The organism is Flavobacterium sp. GCM10023249 (genome assembly GCF_042653365.1).
GTDB lineage: Bacteria > Bacteroidota > Bacteroidia > Flavobacteriales > Flavobacteriaceae > Flavobacterium.
The window spans coordinates 700549-716674 of the sequence record NZ_JBHSHZ010000006.1 but is presented as its reverse complement, the minus strand read 5'-3'; the positions used below and the strand labels follow the sequence as shown (position 1 = coordinate 716674).

General features: G+C 38.5%; 14 protein-coding genes. 9 read left to right on the top strand and 5 right to left on the bottom strand.

Annotation, left to right across the window (positions count from 1 at the left end; genetic code table 11):
* Nucleotides 1–2 precede the first annotated feature (2 nt).
* Nucleotides 3–905, top strand: coding sequence for an oxygen-dependent coproporphyrinogen oxidase (gene hemF, locus ACFO7M_RS04720; protein WP_379717575.1), 903 nt, complete (start codon nt 3–5; stop codon nt 903–905).
* Nucleotides 906–1255: 350 nt separating this feature from the next.
* On the opposite strand, the gene ACFO7M_RS04715 is transcribed toward hemF, so the two are convergent.
* Nucleotides 1256–3112 (bottom strand): hypothetical protein, encoded by a 1857-nt coding sequence (locus tag ACFO7M_RS04715; protein ID WP_379734315.1) that lies wholly within the window; start codon nt 3110–3112, stop codon nt 1256–1258.
* Between the two features lie 3 nt (nt 3113–3115).
* Complete coding sequence (locus ACFO7M_RS04710) at nt 3116–3748, bottom strand: hypothetical protein (protein WP_379734313.1); 633 nt, start codon at nt 3746–3748, stop codon at nt 3116–3118.
* A 104-nt stretch (nt 3749–3852) separates the two neighbouring features.
* On the opposite strand from ACFO7M_RS04710, the gene hemB reads away from it, so the two are divergent.
* The 8 genes from hemB to ACFO7M_RS04670 all read left to right on the top strand — a co-directional run bounded on the left by hemB (nt 3853) and on the right by ACFO7M_RS04670 (nt 11192).
* Complete coding sequence (gene hemB, locus ACFO7M_RS04705; RefSeq protein ID WP_379734311.1) at nt 3853–4851, top strand: porphobilinogen synthase; 999 nt, start codon at nt 3853–3855, stop codon at nt 4849–4851.
* Nucleotides 4851–5240: a c-type cytochrome gene (locus tag ACFO7M_RS04700; protein WP_379717583.1), complete on the top strand. Its 390-nt coding sequence runs from the start codon at nt 4851–4853 to the stop codon at nt 5238–5240. Before hemB ends, ACFO7M_RS04700 begins: the two co-directional genes overlap by 1 nt.
* Before the next feature lie 59 nt (nt 5241–5299).
* A complete protein-coding gene (locus tag ACFO7M_RS04695) occupies nt 5300–5800 on the top strand; it encodes a methylated-DNA--[protein]-cysteine S-methyltransferase (protein WP_379717585.1) in 501 nt (166 codons plus the stop codon).
* Between the two features lie 25 nt (nt 5801–5825).
* Nucleotides 5826–6197: a hypothetical protein gene (locus ACFO7M_RS04690; protein WP_379717587.1), complete on the top strand. Its 372-nt coding sequence runs from the start codon at nt 5826–5828 to the stop codon at nt 6195–6197.
* A 60-nt stretch (nt 6198–6257) separates the two neighbouring features.
* Nucleotides 6258–6971: a 3'-5' exonuclease gene (locus ACFO7M_RS04685; RefSeq protein ID WP_379734309.1), complete on the top strand. Its 714-nt coding sequence runs from the start codon at nt 6258–6260 to the stop codon at nt 6969–6971.
* 64 nt (nt 6972–7035) lie between these two features.
* Nucleotides 7036–8475 carry a nucleoside recognition domain-containing protein gene (locus ACFO7M_RS04680; RefSeq protein ID WP_379734307.1) on the top strand — a complete coding sequence of 480 codons (1440 nt, stop codon included), beginning with the start codon at nt 7036–7038 and terminating at the stop codon, nt 8473–8475.
* 107 nt (nt 8476–8582) lie between these two features.
* Entirely contained in the window at nt 8583–9518 is a 936-nt protein-coding gene (locus tag ACFO7M_RS04675) for a leucine-rich repeat domain-containing protein (protein ID WP_379717593.1), read from the top strand.
* Between the two features lie 72 nt (nt 9519–9590).
* The gene (locus ACFO7M_RS04670; RefSeq protein WP_379717595.1) at nt 9591–11192 is read left to right on the top strand and encodes a fumarate hydratase; all 1602 of its coding nucleotides are present in this window, start codon (nt 9591–9593) and stop codon (nt 11190–11192) included.
* A 71-nt stretch (nt 11193–11263) separates the two neighbouring features.
* Here ACFO7M_RS04670 and ACFO7M_RS04665 read toward each other — a convergent pair whose 3' ends face one another.
* The 3 genes from ACFO7M_RS04665 to ACFO7M_RS04655 form a co-directional block, all read right to left on the bottom strand.
* Nucleotides 11264–11506 carry a hypothetical protein gene (locus ACFO7M_RS04665; RefSeq protein ID WP_379734305.1) on the bottom strand — a complete coding sequence of 81 codons (243 nt, stop codon included), beginning with the start codon at nt 11504–11506 and terminating at the stop codon, nt 11264–11266.
* 10 nt (nt 11507–11516) lie between these two features.
* A complete protein-coding gene (locus ACFO7M_RS04660; RefSeq protein WP_379734303.1) occupies nt 11517–12683 on the bottom strand; it encodes a class I SAM-dependent rRNA methyltransferase in 1167 nt (388 codons plus the stop codon).
* Nucleotides 12684–12872: 189 nt separating this feature from the next.
* Complete coding sequence (locus ACFO7M_RS04655; protein WP_379734301.1) at nt 12873–16112, bottom strand: GEVED domain-containing protein; 3240 nt, start codon at nt 16110–16112, stop codon at nt 12873–12875.
* Between the last annotated feature and the right edge of the window lie 14 nt (nt 16113–16126).

The following is a 16126-nucleotide window of genomic DNA, read 5'->3' as shown; positions in this document are numbered from 1 at the left end:
AGATGAAAACTAAATTTTATCACTACATAGAAACACTGCAAGATCAAATTTGCAAAGGATTGGAAGCTATGGATGGTGTTGCCCGATTCCGTCAGGATTTGTGGGAGCGTCCCGAAGGTGGAGGTGGAAGAACCCGTGTTATTGAAAACGGTCAAGTATTCGAAAAGGGCGGAGTAAATATTTCTGCGGTACATGGCGCTTTACCTAAAGCCATGCAGACCTATTTCAATGTGGGCGAGGTTGATTTTTTTGCCTGCGGACTGAGTTTGGTTATCCATCCGAAAAACCCTATGGTTCCTACAGTTCATGCCAATTGGCGCTATTTTGAAATGTATGATAAAGAAGGAACATTACTCAATTCCTGGTTTGGTGGCGGACAAGATTTGACGCCGTATTATTTGTTTGAGGAAGATGCCCGTCATTTTCATCAGACGTGTAAAACAGCTTGCGACAAGCACAATCCGGAGTTTTATCCGAAGTTTAAACAACAATGTGACGAGTACTTTTGGAATGCGCATCGTGATGAAGCCCGCGGTATTGGCGGTTTATTCTTTGATCATTGCAAAGCAACCGAAACTATGTCTATGGAAGATTGGTATCAGTTTGTTACCGAGGTAGGCAATAGTTTCCTTGAAGCGTATTTACCAATTGTCGAGAAGCGAAAAGACTTGCCTTATACCTCAGCGCAGCGCACTTGGCAGGAGATTCGTAGAGGACGTTATGTGGAATTCAATTTGGTACATGATAAAGGCACCTTATTTGGGTTAAAAACCAATGGAAGAATGGAATCCATACTAATGAGTTTACCGCCCCATGTACAATGGGTATATGACCATCATCCTGAAAAAGGAAGTGAAGAAGAGCGATTAATTCAAGTCTTAGCCAACCCAAAAGCTTGGGTTTAAAAAATAAAAACAGATTCAAACTGCCCCTATTTGGGGCTTTTTTTATGGTCAGGAGTTGATTATCGTTTATGGTTTGTCGTTTATAGTTAAAGGTGAAAAGCGATTATACACTGCTCCTTCTTCACTCAAGAGCAATTCATGTGCTAGATACACACGACATATATACGATATATACACGCCATATATACGCCATATATACGCCATATATACGTCATATATACGTCATATACAGTTCACTTATTACTATATACTTTGAGGCGATATTAATGCAACCGTAACTTACAAAAAAAGAGCCCGAAATAGTATCGGGCTCATTGGAAATCCTTGTTAAAGGTAGGTTGTAACTTCTTTTACTTCAAGTAGCTGAATAAATCCAAAGACTGCAGAATAACATTTTTCGAATTGTTAGTAGCATTGAATTCTGCTTCTAATTTCATGGTATTCTCTTTCAGTTTTTTAGCCGATTTGACTTGTAAATTTTTGAATTGATTGGCGAATCTCATCATTTTATCCGCATCTTTTTCAGATGGATTTGCTTTCACTAGGCTTCTTATGAATGCACTCACATCCAAATTTCCGACAAAGTAATTTTTAGCGATTTCTTTTTTGGTATTGACAGCAAAACCGGATTTGGTAGGATTTACCAAATAATTCAATCCGTTGGTGATCACGAAAACATCACCGTCTTTCAGTAAGACAATTGGTCCGAATTCCTCAGAAGTTTTAGTGATTACGTAATCATTCCCTACTTTTTCCAAACCTTTTTTTCGTACTCCAAGATCCAATAATTTATTCACCAATGTTGGGTGCGAAGAAGTTAAAAGTATAGAAAAAATCGGTTTTGTTTTCGTGATTGTTTTTTCTTCCAACACCTCTTCATAGTCTTCGTTGTAGGTAGTCTCGGTTATATTTTTAGTGTAAGGTGTCATGTTGTGCAGGAACATGGAAACGTCACCGTCAAAAATTGTAGCTGCAGCTTTTTCATCGATAATGGTGCTAAACAAGTCGGTAATAATATCTAAGTCTTGTTGTTCCATTGGTAAGCTTGCCAGCGCTTGCTCTGTTAATTTCGGGTAACTTTTAAGCACTTCTTCCGTACTCACATGGTACGACATAAAGGCTAGTGGCGCCTCATTTGGAAAATACTTAAAGATTGTTTTGTTGGGTTTTCTTGCAATTACTTTCGCAACAATTTTGGCCAAAGGTTCAGAATATTCAACTGATTGTTCCATTCTGGCTTTGTCATTTTCAAAATAAAAGTCACAGTTCATTCCTTTGATGGAGTGTGTTGCATTGTAGCTATTAACGTTCGGCATATAGCGGTATAAGTAGGATAACGCATTGAATTTACCCATTAAGCTGGTATAATTGACCCACGCCGAGATATCTGCTTTGGTATTGATTTTAGCTGAAACCGGCAACGTAAAACCATTTTCGAACAAGAGTGCCAATTGAGCTTCCTGTTCCGCTTGTTTTTCCAAACGTTCTCTTTCGCGTTCCTTTCTATTTTCCTCTTCAAGATTTCGGTAATAGTCTTCATTGTAAAGATCGGCCTCACCGGACTCCCCTTCCTCATCATCATTTGCAGGTTCTAATTCGGTTATAGGTTTCAATTCCTCAATTACTGCCGGTTCATCCACTACAATTGGAGCAGTTTCCTCAATTACTGCATATGCTGTATCTACCACAGCAGCTGCTGAATCAATTACTGCGACACTGTCAGCAGCGTATGCTTCGTAGTTTTTTTTATCCAATAGACCGAACAAAACGAGATGTTCATTGTTCCATGCCAGCGTATAATTGTTCTTTTTAGGAGAATACAATTCGTATTTTGGGAAACTTTTTATGGTTTCTACGATAGTATCGTTTGCTTTGTCTTGATCGATTTGATTCTGAATGAACTGCTTCAACCCTTTGTTATTGCGAAGTGGCAATGAAATTTGGTAGTACGGAATACTATCGGTGTAATTTCCGTGAATGGTAACCGGTTTCGTCTTGTCAACAAACGACATAAAATCGTTTAGTTTCACCTTAGCACTTTCCTGACTGAAACCTTTTAAAGCCTTGTGATTTAAGATACTATCAATGTTTACTTTTTTATCCAATTGCGGCATGTTGAATTGAACAAAATAGTCATGATTTTGTTTTTGTACCTGTGCAAAAGCCAATACAGGTAGCATTAAAAATAAATAGAAATACTTTTTCATAAATTAATTTGTGAAGCTTATGGAATTGTTCATCAGTTTATTGTTATTTAAAACATTCCATATATTCTGTTTTAAAAACACTGTTTTTTTGGATTTTGACAGTTTACTATTGGGATTTTGACTATTGGCTACTTCTTTATCGAAAGTATACACCGCAGTAATATGCGCCTTGAGTAAATCTTCTTTCTTATCGTCGTTCTTCGTTAGACTTTTCGGTAATGGATAGGAGGCTATACGTTCAAATTTACCATCATTTTCCCTGAAGTGCACCAGGTTATTTTTTTTATTCATGTTATTGAGCACTTTATTGAGCACCTCAACCGAGCTGTAGGAAAAATTGATTTTAAAAATATAACTGCTAAAATCGTGGGAGGTTGAGACATTAGAAACCCCTTTTATTTTAAGTGCATCCGATTTGAATTGTGCCAATTTCGCTTTGATTTCCTCTTCATTGGGAATGCTAACACCGTCGACTTCTTCCAGCATAATTGCCGATTTCATTTTGAGCCACGAATTGGAAAAATCAACAATCAGTGTATAATCACCCGATTGGTCTTTATTGTGTTTGATTTTTTCGGTGATTTCAAAACAACTGGTCAGAAGGAAGAAAATACTTAATAAAGTCCATTTTTTCATGGTGCAAAAATAAGATATAATTAACATATAGTCATCATTTGTAAAGAGAAAGATATTAACCCGAATTCCGTACCTTTACACCCTCAATAATTGAATATCACATTATGTTTCCATTACACCGAGGCAGAAGATTGCGCGTGAATGAATCGATACGAAGTTTAGTGCGCGAAACCAGTTTAAGTCCTGCCGATTTTATGTTTCCCATGTTCATTGCCGAAGGCGAAAATGTTTCCGTTGCTATTCCTTCGATGCCAGGCATTTATAGACGATCGATTGATTTGACCGTAGCTGAAGTGCAAGAATTATTTTCCTTAGGAATTCGAGCGGTTAATATTTATGTGAAAGTCAATGACGATTTGAAAGACAATACCGGAAAAGAAGCGTGGAATCCGAACGGATTGATGCAACAAGCCATTCGTGCCATCAAAGCGGCTTGTCCTGAGATGATTGTGATGCCCGATGTGGCATTGGATCCGTATTCGATTTATGGTCATGATGGAATTATTGAAAACGGAGATGTTGCCAATGATGCTACAGTAGAAGCCTTAGTTAAAATGGCGGTTTCACATGCGCAGGCCGGAGCTGATTTTGTAGCACCGAGTGATATGATGGACGGTCGTGTTTTGCGTTTGCGTGAAGGATTGGATGCTGCAGGATTTCATCATGTAGGCATCATGAGTTATTCGGCGAAATATGCCTCTGCCTTTTACGGTCCTTTCCGTGATGCTTTGGACAGTGCGCCAAAAGAAGCTGAAATTGCCGTTCCGAAAGACAAAAAAACCTATCAAATGGATTATGCCAACCGTATTGAAGCCATTAGAGAAGCCGTTATGGATGTGGAAGAAGGTGCCGATATGGTTATGGTAAAACCCGGGATTGCCTACTTGGACATTGTTCGAGAAGTCAAAAATGCGGTGAATGTTCCGGTAACAGTATTTCATGTATCCGGAGAATATGCCATGATTAAAGCAGCGTCTGAAAGAGGTTGGTTGGACCATGATAAAATCATGATGGAACAATTGATGTGTATCAAGCGTGCCGGTGCCAGTTTAATCTCTACCTATTTTGCTAAAGAAGCTGCTATTTTATTGAATCAGAAATAATGAAGAAATTACTATTTACCCTACTTGTTTTCAGTTTTTTATCGTGTAAAAAAGAAAGCCAAGAGCAGTTTGGGAAAACCGATGAAGACCTAACGACAACAACGAAAGTACAACCGGAGGCATTAGGACAAGAAATATTTGAAGGAAAAGGTGTTTGTTATACTTGTCATAAACCAGAAGTAAAAACAGTTGGACCTTCGATACAGGACATTGCCAAAATTTACAAAGAAAAAGGCGGAAGCATTACTGAATTCCTGAAGGAAAAAAGCGAACCGATTGTTGATCCGAGTCAGTATGCAACGATGAAAACCAACTTTGCAATCACTAAGAATTTACCTGAAGAAGAGTTAAAAGCGTTAGAAGCGTATATGCTCAGTTTTGCAAAATAAAACAAAAATCAAGTCATCCCCGGATGGCTTTTTTTATTTAAATGTTTTACTTTTATGCGATGGAAACTGCGTATATACAATCGCCATTGGGCATTACAAAAATAGAAGGAGACGAGAACGGCATTGCGGTGATTTGCTGCGCCAGTTCGAGCGTTGCTCTCGAGTCGGTATCATCCGAGGGGAACGAAAGCAAAACCATTCCTGCAGTACTTCAAGAAGCCGTTACGCAGCTACAGGATTATTTTGAAGGCAAACGTACCGAATTCACTTTCGCACTCAATCCACAAGGCACCGAATTTCAACAGAGAGTATGGCAGGAATTACTTACTATACCCTTTGGCAAGACCACTTCCTATATGGACTTATCCAAGAAATTAGGTGATGTGAAAGCCATCCGAGCTGTGGCATCGGCCAATGGTAAAAATCCGTTATGGATTGTAGTGCCATGTCACCGAGTGATTGGCAGTGACGGATCGCTAACCGGTTATGCCGGAGGATTGTGGCGTAAGAAATGGTTGTTGGAACATGAAAGTCCGTCGCAACAGCAAAGTTTATTTTAAATTATTCAATAACTAAATCAATATCATGAAAAACATCATTGTAACTATTTGTATTTTGTTCTTTTCCTTATCCAGTTTAGCCCAGGAAAAAAAGGCTATAATTGGCAAATGGACTTATAAGGAAATTTATGAAAAAGAAAAACAAGAGGAGGAAAACTTAGCAATGACTGAAATGATGTTTAAAGGCTTTAGTCTGGATTTTAAAGAAAGTGAAATGATCCTTACCTTAATGGGAAAATCAGAGGCAGCCCAATGGAGTTTTGATGCAGACAATTCCAATATCATTAATACTGTTTCGAAAACCGGCAAAAAGGCAAAACTTGTTATCATCAAACTAGATGAAAGTGAATTAGTAATCGAATTAGGAAATACCCCCTTCGTATTATCAAAATCTTAAATCGGTTTTACACCTTTCTATTTATTACATTCGTAACATCAACGCCAAAATCATCATATCATGTTAGACAAAATCCAGCTCGAAAACATCCTCTTTTTAGATATTGAAACCGTTCCTGAAACGGAATCCTTTTCAGACTTAGACGATACCAAGCAAGAACTTTTTGATCTTAAAACCAAATACCAACGCAAAGACGATTTTACTCCGGAGGAGTTTTATGACCGTGCCGGGATTTGGGCCGAGTTTGGAAAAATAGTTTGTATTTCGGTAGGCTATTTTACGTTCAAAGGAGATATCAGGCACTTTAGAGTTACTTCCTTTTTCGGTGAAGAAGTCAAGATACTGAAAGACTTCTCTAATGTACTGAACAATCATTTCAGTCAGCCCCAACATATTTTATGCGGACACAATGCCAAGGAATTCGACTTTCCATTTATCGCCAGACGTATGATTATTCATGGACTTCCGATACCGCAAAAGCTGAATTTATTTGGGAAGAAACCTTGGGAAGTACCCCATTTGGACACCTTGGAATTATGGAAATTCGGGGATTTCAAACATTACACCTCATTGAAATTACTGACTAATGTTTTGGGCATTCCTTCCCCGAAGGATGATATTGACGGCAGTGAAGTAGCACAGGTTTATTATGCAGACAAAAACATTGACCGTATAGTCACCTATTGCGAAAAAGATGTGATTGCTGTGGCACAAATCCTGCTTCGTTTGCGCAGGGAAGATTTATTGATTGAGGAAGAAATTATTCATGTGTAAGGCAATCCTTATGGAAATCACATTGCGAATAAAAAAATAAATATCTTTACAAAAAATACACTTTATGGTTTTAAGCAGATTTTGGCTCGTTATTTTTATTTCATCTATTCTATTTGTGGTGGTAAGTTTGTTTACCGGAAACAGTTATTCGATCGATTACGTATTGAATGGCAAAAAGGATGAACCTATTTTAGTTTCAGAGCAATACTTAAAACAAGTGCCGAAATTTATTGCCGACAGTATTGAAAAAGCGCCTGATATGACTATGGTTGTTAATCGTGATACTGTTAATGCTGATACTACCTATGTGTATAAAAACCAGACTGTAAAAGTATACAGTGGTGTTCAAAAATCGGATGGATTATTACCTACCTGTAAAAACAGTTTGACAGATTTGATTATTCCGTTGATTGCGTATTTGGCTTTCTTTTGCGGCTTGATGGAATTACTCATTATTTCTGGCGCTTCCGAAAAATTAGCGAAGAAGTTGAGTCCGGTTTTTTCTAAAGTCTTTCCAACCGTTCCGAAGAATCACGAATCGATTTCCTATATGACGTTGAATTTTGCGGCTAACTTTTTGGGGTTGGATTCGGCTGCAACGCCATTCGGTTTGAAAGCCATGGAGAGTTTGCAGGAAATCAATCCGGAGAAAGACAAAGCGAGTGATGCACAGATTATGTTTATGTGTTTGCATGCGGCAGGATTGACCTTGATTCCAACTTCTATTATTGGTTACCGTGCTGCTGAAAACGCTTCCAATCCTGCGGATGTGATGTTACCTTGTATTATTACCTCTTTTGTAGGTACGATTGCTGCATTTATTCTGGTGGGTATCAAACAACGAATCAATTTCAAAAGCGCTTCATTAGTTGTTGCCATTACGACAGTTATAGCGGGAATTGCCGGTTTGTTATTCTATATCAACCGTATGGATTTAATCGGTAAAAATTATTTCACCGGGAATCTTTCCGGATTGATGTTGGTTACGATTATTGGTTTTACGTTGGTATTTGCTTTCAAGAACGAAGCGAAATTTACAGAAAAAGACACGACCATATTCGACACTTTTGTAGAAGGAGCTAAAAACGGATTGACTACCGGAGTAAAGATTTTTCCATACGTAATGGGAATGTTAGTTGCCATTTCCTTCTTTAGAAACAGTGGTTTATTTGAAATTATCAGTAATGGTATTTCGTTTGTCTTTTCGAACATTGGTGTGAGCAAACAAATCACCGATTCGTTGCCTGTAGCCATGTTGCGTCCTTTTAGTTCGGGAGGTTCCAGAGGATTTATGATTGATGCGATGCGTAATTTCGGCCCGGATTCCTTCACTGGACGTTTGGCTTGTATCTTCCAATGTAGTGCAGAAACCACCTTTTATGTGATTGCCGTTTATTTTGGATCGGTTAATATTAAAAACACCCGATATACTTTAGGGATGATGTTACTGGTAGATTTGATTTGTGTTATCACAGCCATATTAGTGGCCAGTTTGTTTTTTTAATCCTGTAAGTAGTTTAGGATGTTTACAATAATTTAATCTTAAAAAAACAATTTTATAGATTGATTTTGAGCAAAATGATTATTTTTATAGCGCCCAAATTTATGAATATGAAAAAATCTATTTTAGCCTTATTGGCCTTGTTTTTTCTACTCCCAATTGCCGCTTCCGCACAAGAAGAAGAAGTAGGTATTGAGAGTGATATCAATGCTGAGAACCCTCAGAAAGTAAAAATCTTAGACCTTTCGAACAAACAACTAACCAAGGTTCCGCCTGAAATTGCTCGATTTGTCAATGTAGAGAAGTTGTATTTGAGAAACAATCAAATCGTTTCCTTACCGATTGAGATCAGTAAAATGACCAAGTTGAAGGAGTTGTATTTGAACAACAATCAGATTCAGCGTTTTCCGATTGAAATCTGTAAACTTCCAAATCTTGAAAAACTGGAATTGAGTCGCAATAAAATGGAATACATTTCAACTTCCATTGCAAAGTTGACCAAATTAAGAAAACTGGATGTGAGCAATAACCGCATTAGTGATCTTCCTGCCGAAATGAGTGGATTGGTTAATTTGACTGAAATCAATTTTTCTACCAATACCATCAGAGCTATTTTTCCCGGTTTCGAGAACTGCAGAAATTTAAAAGTAATCAATGCAGGTAATAATAAAATTGAAATCCTTCCGATAGAGATTGGCGCGTTACCTAACTTAACAACCCTAATGGTTAACCAAAACAGAATTAGTGTACTTCCGAATGAAATTGGGAATCTGACCAATTTACAAACCTTGAATGTGGAAAAGAACTTGATTCGTAAAGTTCCGAATTCTATTGGGAATTTGGTTCAATTGAAAATAGTCGATTTGGATGAAAACCAATTGAAAACACTTCCAGAGGAAATGAACAATTTGGTAGTTTTAAAAGAATTGTATTTAGGAACCAATCCGTGGGTTTCCTTCCCAGACAGCTTAAAACCATTACTGGAAAAAATGCTGTTCGGACAGTCTGATTTAGTAAAAAAACTGGTAACCACTCCGAAACCATAAAAATTTCAAAGCCGATTTCTGATCGGCTTTTTTCGTAATTATTGCTATCTTTACGCATCAAAAAATAACTTCATGGACTTTATATACCAAGACCCGTATCCTATTTTAAAGGACGATACGCAGTACAAAAAATTAACTTCTGATTATGTAAAAACAGAACAATTAGGCGACCGTGAAATTTTAACCGTAGATCCAAAAGGTTTGGAATTATTGGCGCAGGAAGCGATGAATGATGTTTCTTTCATGCTTCGTTCAAAACACTTACAAAAGCTAAAAAATATTATTGATGATCCCGAAGCTACAGACAACGATCGTTTCGTGGCATACAACTTATTGCAGAATGCAGTGGTAGCCGTTGATGGAGAATTGCCTTCTTGTCAAGATACAGGAACTGCAATCGTGATGGCAAAAAAGGGAGAAAATGTGTATACTGGTGTAGATGATGGTGAATGGTTATCGAAAGGGATTTTCAATACGTTCCAAAACAAAAATCTTCGTTATTCACAGATTGTTCCTATCTCTATGTTTGAAGAGAAAAACTCGGGATCGAATCTTCCGGCGCAAATTGACATTTATGCTAAAAAAGGAGATTCTTACGAATTTTTATTCTTGACCAAAGGTGGTGGATCGGCAAATAAGACTTTCTTATACCAAAAGACAAAGTCCTTATTGAACGAGAAATCGACAGAAGAATTCATCCGTGAAAAAATCATGGATTTAGGAACTTCGGCATGTCCTCCCTACCATTTGGCTATTGTAATTGGTGGTACTTCTGCAGAAGCGAATTTAGCTACTGTAAAAAAAGCCTCTGCCGGTTATTATGACAACCTACCTACTTCTGGAAACATGTCAGGACAGGCGTTTCGTGATTTAGAATGGGAAGCCAGAGTACAACAAATTTGTCAAGAAAGTCATATTGGTGCGCAGTTTGGAGGAAAATATTTAACCCACGATGTTCGAGTGATTCGTTTGCCGCGTCATGCTGCTTCGTGCCCGGTTGGAATGGGAGTATCGTGTTCTGCCGATCGAAATATCAAAGGAAAAATTACCAAAGACGGTATCTTTTTGGAACAATTGGAAACCAATCCGAAACAATTTTTACCAGAAACCGCACCGCATTTGGAACCTGCAGTGGAGATTGATTTGAACAAACCAATGCAAGAAATATTGGCTGAGTTGTCGAAGTATCCGATCAAAACCCGTTTGAAACTTAACGGAACATTGATTGTTGCTAGAGACATTGCTCACGCTAAAATCAAAGAATTATTAGACGCCGGAAAACCGATGCCGGACTACTTTAAAAATCACCCGGTGTATTATGCCGGACCAGCCAAAACCCCAGACGGTATGCCATCGGGAAGTTTTGGGCCGACTACTGCGGGAAGAATGGACGTTTATGTGAACGAATTCCAAGCAGCCGGAGGAAGTATGGTCATGTTAGCAAAAGGAAACCGTACTAAAGAAGTGACCAATGCCTGTGCTACTTATGGAGGATTCTATTTAGGTTCTATTGGTGGTCCAGCAGCTATTTTAGCCAAAGAAAACATTTTATCAGTTGAAGTGGTTGACTTTGAAGAGTTAGGTATGGAAGCCGTTCGTAAAATTGAAGTGAAAGATTTCCCTGCGTTCATCATCACCGATGACAAAGGCAATGATTTCTTTGCTAATTTATAGTTTTTAAGACAATAGAATAAAGAGTAAAGAAAATAGAAAACCCGCTTCAATGATGAAGCGGGTTTTTTTATTTAACGAATAATTATAGTATTTTTTAGAGTTAATGATTGTTGCAAACCATCGTCAATTAAATTACCTCTTACCAAAATCTCTTCATTAGCCAATAGCGCTTTTTCGTCTAATTTATTTTCAAAAAACACTACTATTGTTCTTGTTAATCCTTTGTATTTAATTTCAGTTGAAATATAGCAATGTCCTCCATCTACACCCGTAGATAAAACATTATAATTTGAAAACTTTTGCTTAAAAATCATTTCAGTAATTCTACTCTACGTATAAAACCAAACCTTTTAGATAATGTCCTTCCGGATGGTAAATGTTGGTTGGGTGATCCGGACCTTGTGAAAGTTTGTGTAATACTCTGATGTTTCTTCCGGTTTCGATAGCCGCTGCGGCAACCGTGTTGTAGAACAATACATCGTCAATCACCTGAGAACAAGAAAAAGTAAACAGAATACCTTTTGGCGCCAATGCTTTCAATCCGGCAATATTCAACCGTTTGTATGCTTGTGTAGCGGTATGTTTGCTTTTGATGCTTTTAGCGAAAGCCGGCGGATCCAATACAATTACATCGTACTGTTGTGTGTGTGCTTTCATGAATTCGAATACATCGGAAGCGACAGGATTATGATTGGAATCCGGGAAATTCAGTTGCATATTTTTGTCGGCCAAATCGACTGCTTTTTGGGAAATATCCACGGAAGTGACCAACTCGGCACCGGCGCTCATGGCATAAATAGAGAAACCACCCGTATAACAGAAGGTATTCAATACTTTTTTGCCTTTCGCGTATTCTCCTAACAATTTACGATTGTCTCTTTGATCCAGGAAGAAGCCCGTTTTTTGGCCTTCAACCCAGTTAACAGCAAATAGAATATTATTTTCTTTAGCTACGGTTTCAGCTTTATCGCCATGTAAGAAAAAGTCTTTACCCGTATTGGGTAACGTACCACTGCTTTTACAATAAATCGTATCACAATTGGTAGCAAAATTATGCTTTATGGCTTCTGCTATTTTCTCAATTTGGAAATAAATACCCGAAGAGTGTGCTTGCAGTACCCAGTTTTTATCGTAATAATCGATGATTAAACCCGGAATTCCATCGCCTTCTCCGTGAATTACACGGAACGCATTGGTTACTTCCAAATCCAATAATTTCGTGCGTAATTCCCAAGCCGATTGCAATTTATCGTTCCAGAAGTTTTCTGAAAATGTTTCTTTGGCAAAAGTTAAGATACGTACTACGATACTTCCTTTATCACTGAAATAGCCTGTACCCAAATGATTGTTATTGGAATCGACCACATCGACCATTTCACCGTCATTCACTTCTTGTGTTACACCATAAACGGCTCCGCTGAACACCCATGGGTGGCGACGTTGAATGGATTTTTCTTTACCTGATTTTAAAATAACTTTCGGATAGGACATTTTTTCTGTGTTAAGCCGCGTGAGGGATGGAAGCAAGCTACCGTGTAGCGCGAACAGCCCGACCCTTATTGCGTTTGTAAAACGGGATAAGGGGCACGCCCAAATTATTATGCAAAGCTATGATTTATTTTATAAAAAAAGAGGCTGATTGCTCAACCTCTCTTCTGTTTCTGTATTCGTTATACCGATTTACTTTTTGGTAAACTTTTTACTGATTGTTTTTTGGCCGTCATTAACTTCTAAAATATACAATCCTGAAGCCAAGTCGGACACATTAATTTCTTTTTGAGCTACTTTTCCGGTTTTGATTTGTTGACCGTTCAGATTGTAGATTGCAAACGACACCTTACGGTTATCTACCATAGCAACATTCAATATACTTTCCACAGGGTTCGGATACATATCAAAATCGAAAATATTCTCTTCATTAGCGATTGCAGTTGCACTAATTGGTACTACCGGTGCTGCTGCGCCAATATTCACGGTATAATCTTCCACTTCTCCATACGAGAACGTTTCGCAAGACGTTGGTGCTGCGTTGTATTTCATAGAAACCCTCATTCTTGTAGTTCCGGCCAAAGCTGTGGTAGGCACAGTGAACGTACTGGATAGATTTCCACTGCTCGACGATGAACCAGAAGCCACTTGCTCTGTTGATTCGAAAGTACCGTTTTTATTATAATCAATCCACACTGCCCAGAATTCGGTATACGCTGAGGCTGTAAAACCGGCACTGTAGGTAATGGTGTTGGATCCGTAAGGTAGATTACCTACCAAGTTGGTAAAATTAGCATATCCGGCGTTAGCTCCAGTCGAATTAGCTATTCCACCGATGGCTACATAATCGATGAACTCATCGGCCACACTGTTTCCTTTAGTAGCACAATAGGTAATCGTTATAGGAGAAGTTGTCACGGCAACCGCATTACTAGATGCTGATACATTTCCTGCAGCATCTCTCGCTCTAACAGAAAAAGAATAATTCGTTGAAGCTGCCAATCCGGAAACTGTAGCGCTATTCGATGCGGAAGTTGTGATCAATGTTGCTCCGTTGTAGATATTATATCCGGTAACCCCAACATTATCAGTTGAAGCAGTCCAAGTCAAGTTTGTTGACGAAGATGTGGTTCCTGAGGCTGCTAAATTAGTTGGTGTAGATGGAACCTGAGTATCTGTACTTGTTGCAATAGTCGTTCTCCAAACACCACGACCGTATGTTGCAGCTGTAATATTGTTGTCGACATAATTGATTTCCAAATCGGTTACCGGTACATTCGGTAAATTTGTATCAAAAGGTTCCCAAGCCGTCAAGCTATCGTCTCTGTAGTATACTCCTAATGAAGTACCAACATATAAAGGATTTAACGGATTATTTGCCTGATGCACAATTACATTTTTACCAATAGACGGTAATCCGGTATTTATACTTGTAAACGTAACACCAGAATCGGTTGATTTATATACCAAACCTCCGGTTCCTTGCGTAATTGCATAAATGATAGTGCCATTGGTAGAATGAACACGGATGTCTTTTACTGTTGTTGGGAAAGTATACAATAAGGTAAAGTTAACTCCCTTATCGGTACTTTTATACAATTTGGCTGCGTCAGAAACATACATAATATTGTCGTTTGACGGATCGATAATTACATTTTCCACATTACTGGCGAAAGTGGTTGTACTGCCAATCCAAGAAGTTCCGTTTAGTTTGTAGACTTTGGTATACCCTCCGAAAACATCTCCGGCTGCGTTTATAGCCAACGGTGTTACCCAGTTTCCAGTACCAGGACCGGTAATGGTTGAAGTCAAGCTATTCCCACCGTTAGTTGTTACATACAAATTCGAACCCGATTGGATAAAACCGTAGTATTTACTGCTGTTATTGGGATCTACTCCAGTATCCATTCCATCGGCGCCATAATAATTTTTCCACTGGCTACCGCTATAAGCATACCCTCCGTTATCCTGTAATCCACCAACCATATTTCCTGAGGATTGTTTGGACACGGCGATTTTATAGAATTGTCCGATTTGCAAACCGGTAGTTAGGCTACTGAAAGAGGTTCCATTGTTGGAAGAAACATAGATACCACCATCGCTTCCGCAGTATAGCTTATCACCATAATATCTTAAGAAATGAATATCTGCATGTGTATATGTTGCAGAAGTTGGCGAACTCCAGCTGTTCACTTTTGTGAAAGAAGTTCCTCCGTTCGTGCTTTTCCAAACGTTCAAACAACCTGTAAAGACCAAATCGGCATTGGTTCTAGAAACGGCCAATGCCATATCGTACCATGCTTGAGTAGATTCGAAAATATCGGTGGTTGAAGCTGTTTTAGTGAATGATGTTCCACTGTTTGTAGAGCGGTACAATCCTTGGAAACCATTTCCTGTTGTTGCGCTTAATACATATACATAGGCGGAATTTGCGGGCGTCACATCAATGGCTAATCGTCCGGAACTTGCTGGTAATCCAGAAGTAACGGCAGTAAATGTTGAGCCCGCATCTATTGATTTATAAAACGTTGAAGTTGTAACGGCATACACCGTATTTGGATCACCCGGTTTTATTTTAATATCTTTAATATTTCCGCTTAATACATTGGTCCAAGAAACCCCTGCATTGGAAGTTTTATATACCCCTGCACTGGTTGCCACCCATAGGATGCTTGGATTGGTAGGATGGATAAAAATATCTGCAGCTCTGGTGGAAGTATTTGAGAAAGACAATCCGGTAGTATTCCATGTTGTTCCTCCATCTGTTGATTTTAGCACTCCAATTGAATAAGTATCACCTGCATCTTTATCCCCGGTAGCAATGTAAATGATGTTGGAATTGGTAGGATCGGTCACAATTCCTGACACTCCAATTTGTGGTAATTCATCCGATAGTGGAGTCCAATTGGTTCCGGCATTGGTCGTTTTCCAAATCCCTCCGGCAGGTGTTCCTACATATATAATATTGGAATTATTAGGATCGACATAGACTACATTGACTCTTCCTTGTCCGGCAGACCATGATCCTGTAATTGTATGTGAAAATGGTCCCACTGGTTGCCAATTTGTTACTTTAGCAGTTATGGAATTGGTGCTTCTTTTTTTGGCATTCTTTTTATTTTTCCAAGCGTTCCAAGTTTCCGAAGGTGTGATTAAAGTTCCGTTAGGGTGTGTATTATTTCTCCAATAGTACTCCCAGCGCATGAACGGTTTGTAACCCGATCCTTTTTTGTTTTTGTCGTGTGTTAGCCAATACGCATCAAAAGAAGCTACTATTTCATCCATAGTCAATTCTTTTCCTTTTGCTTTTGTAGACGCTTCATTCATCCATGGTGCATCCGAATTAAACTGTGCATTCACAACAGTAGAAAAAAACGACATACAACCAATTATTACTAGTTGGCTATACTTTTTAATTAGTTTGTTTTTCATGGTGTGTTGGTTTT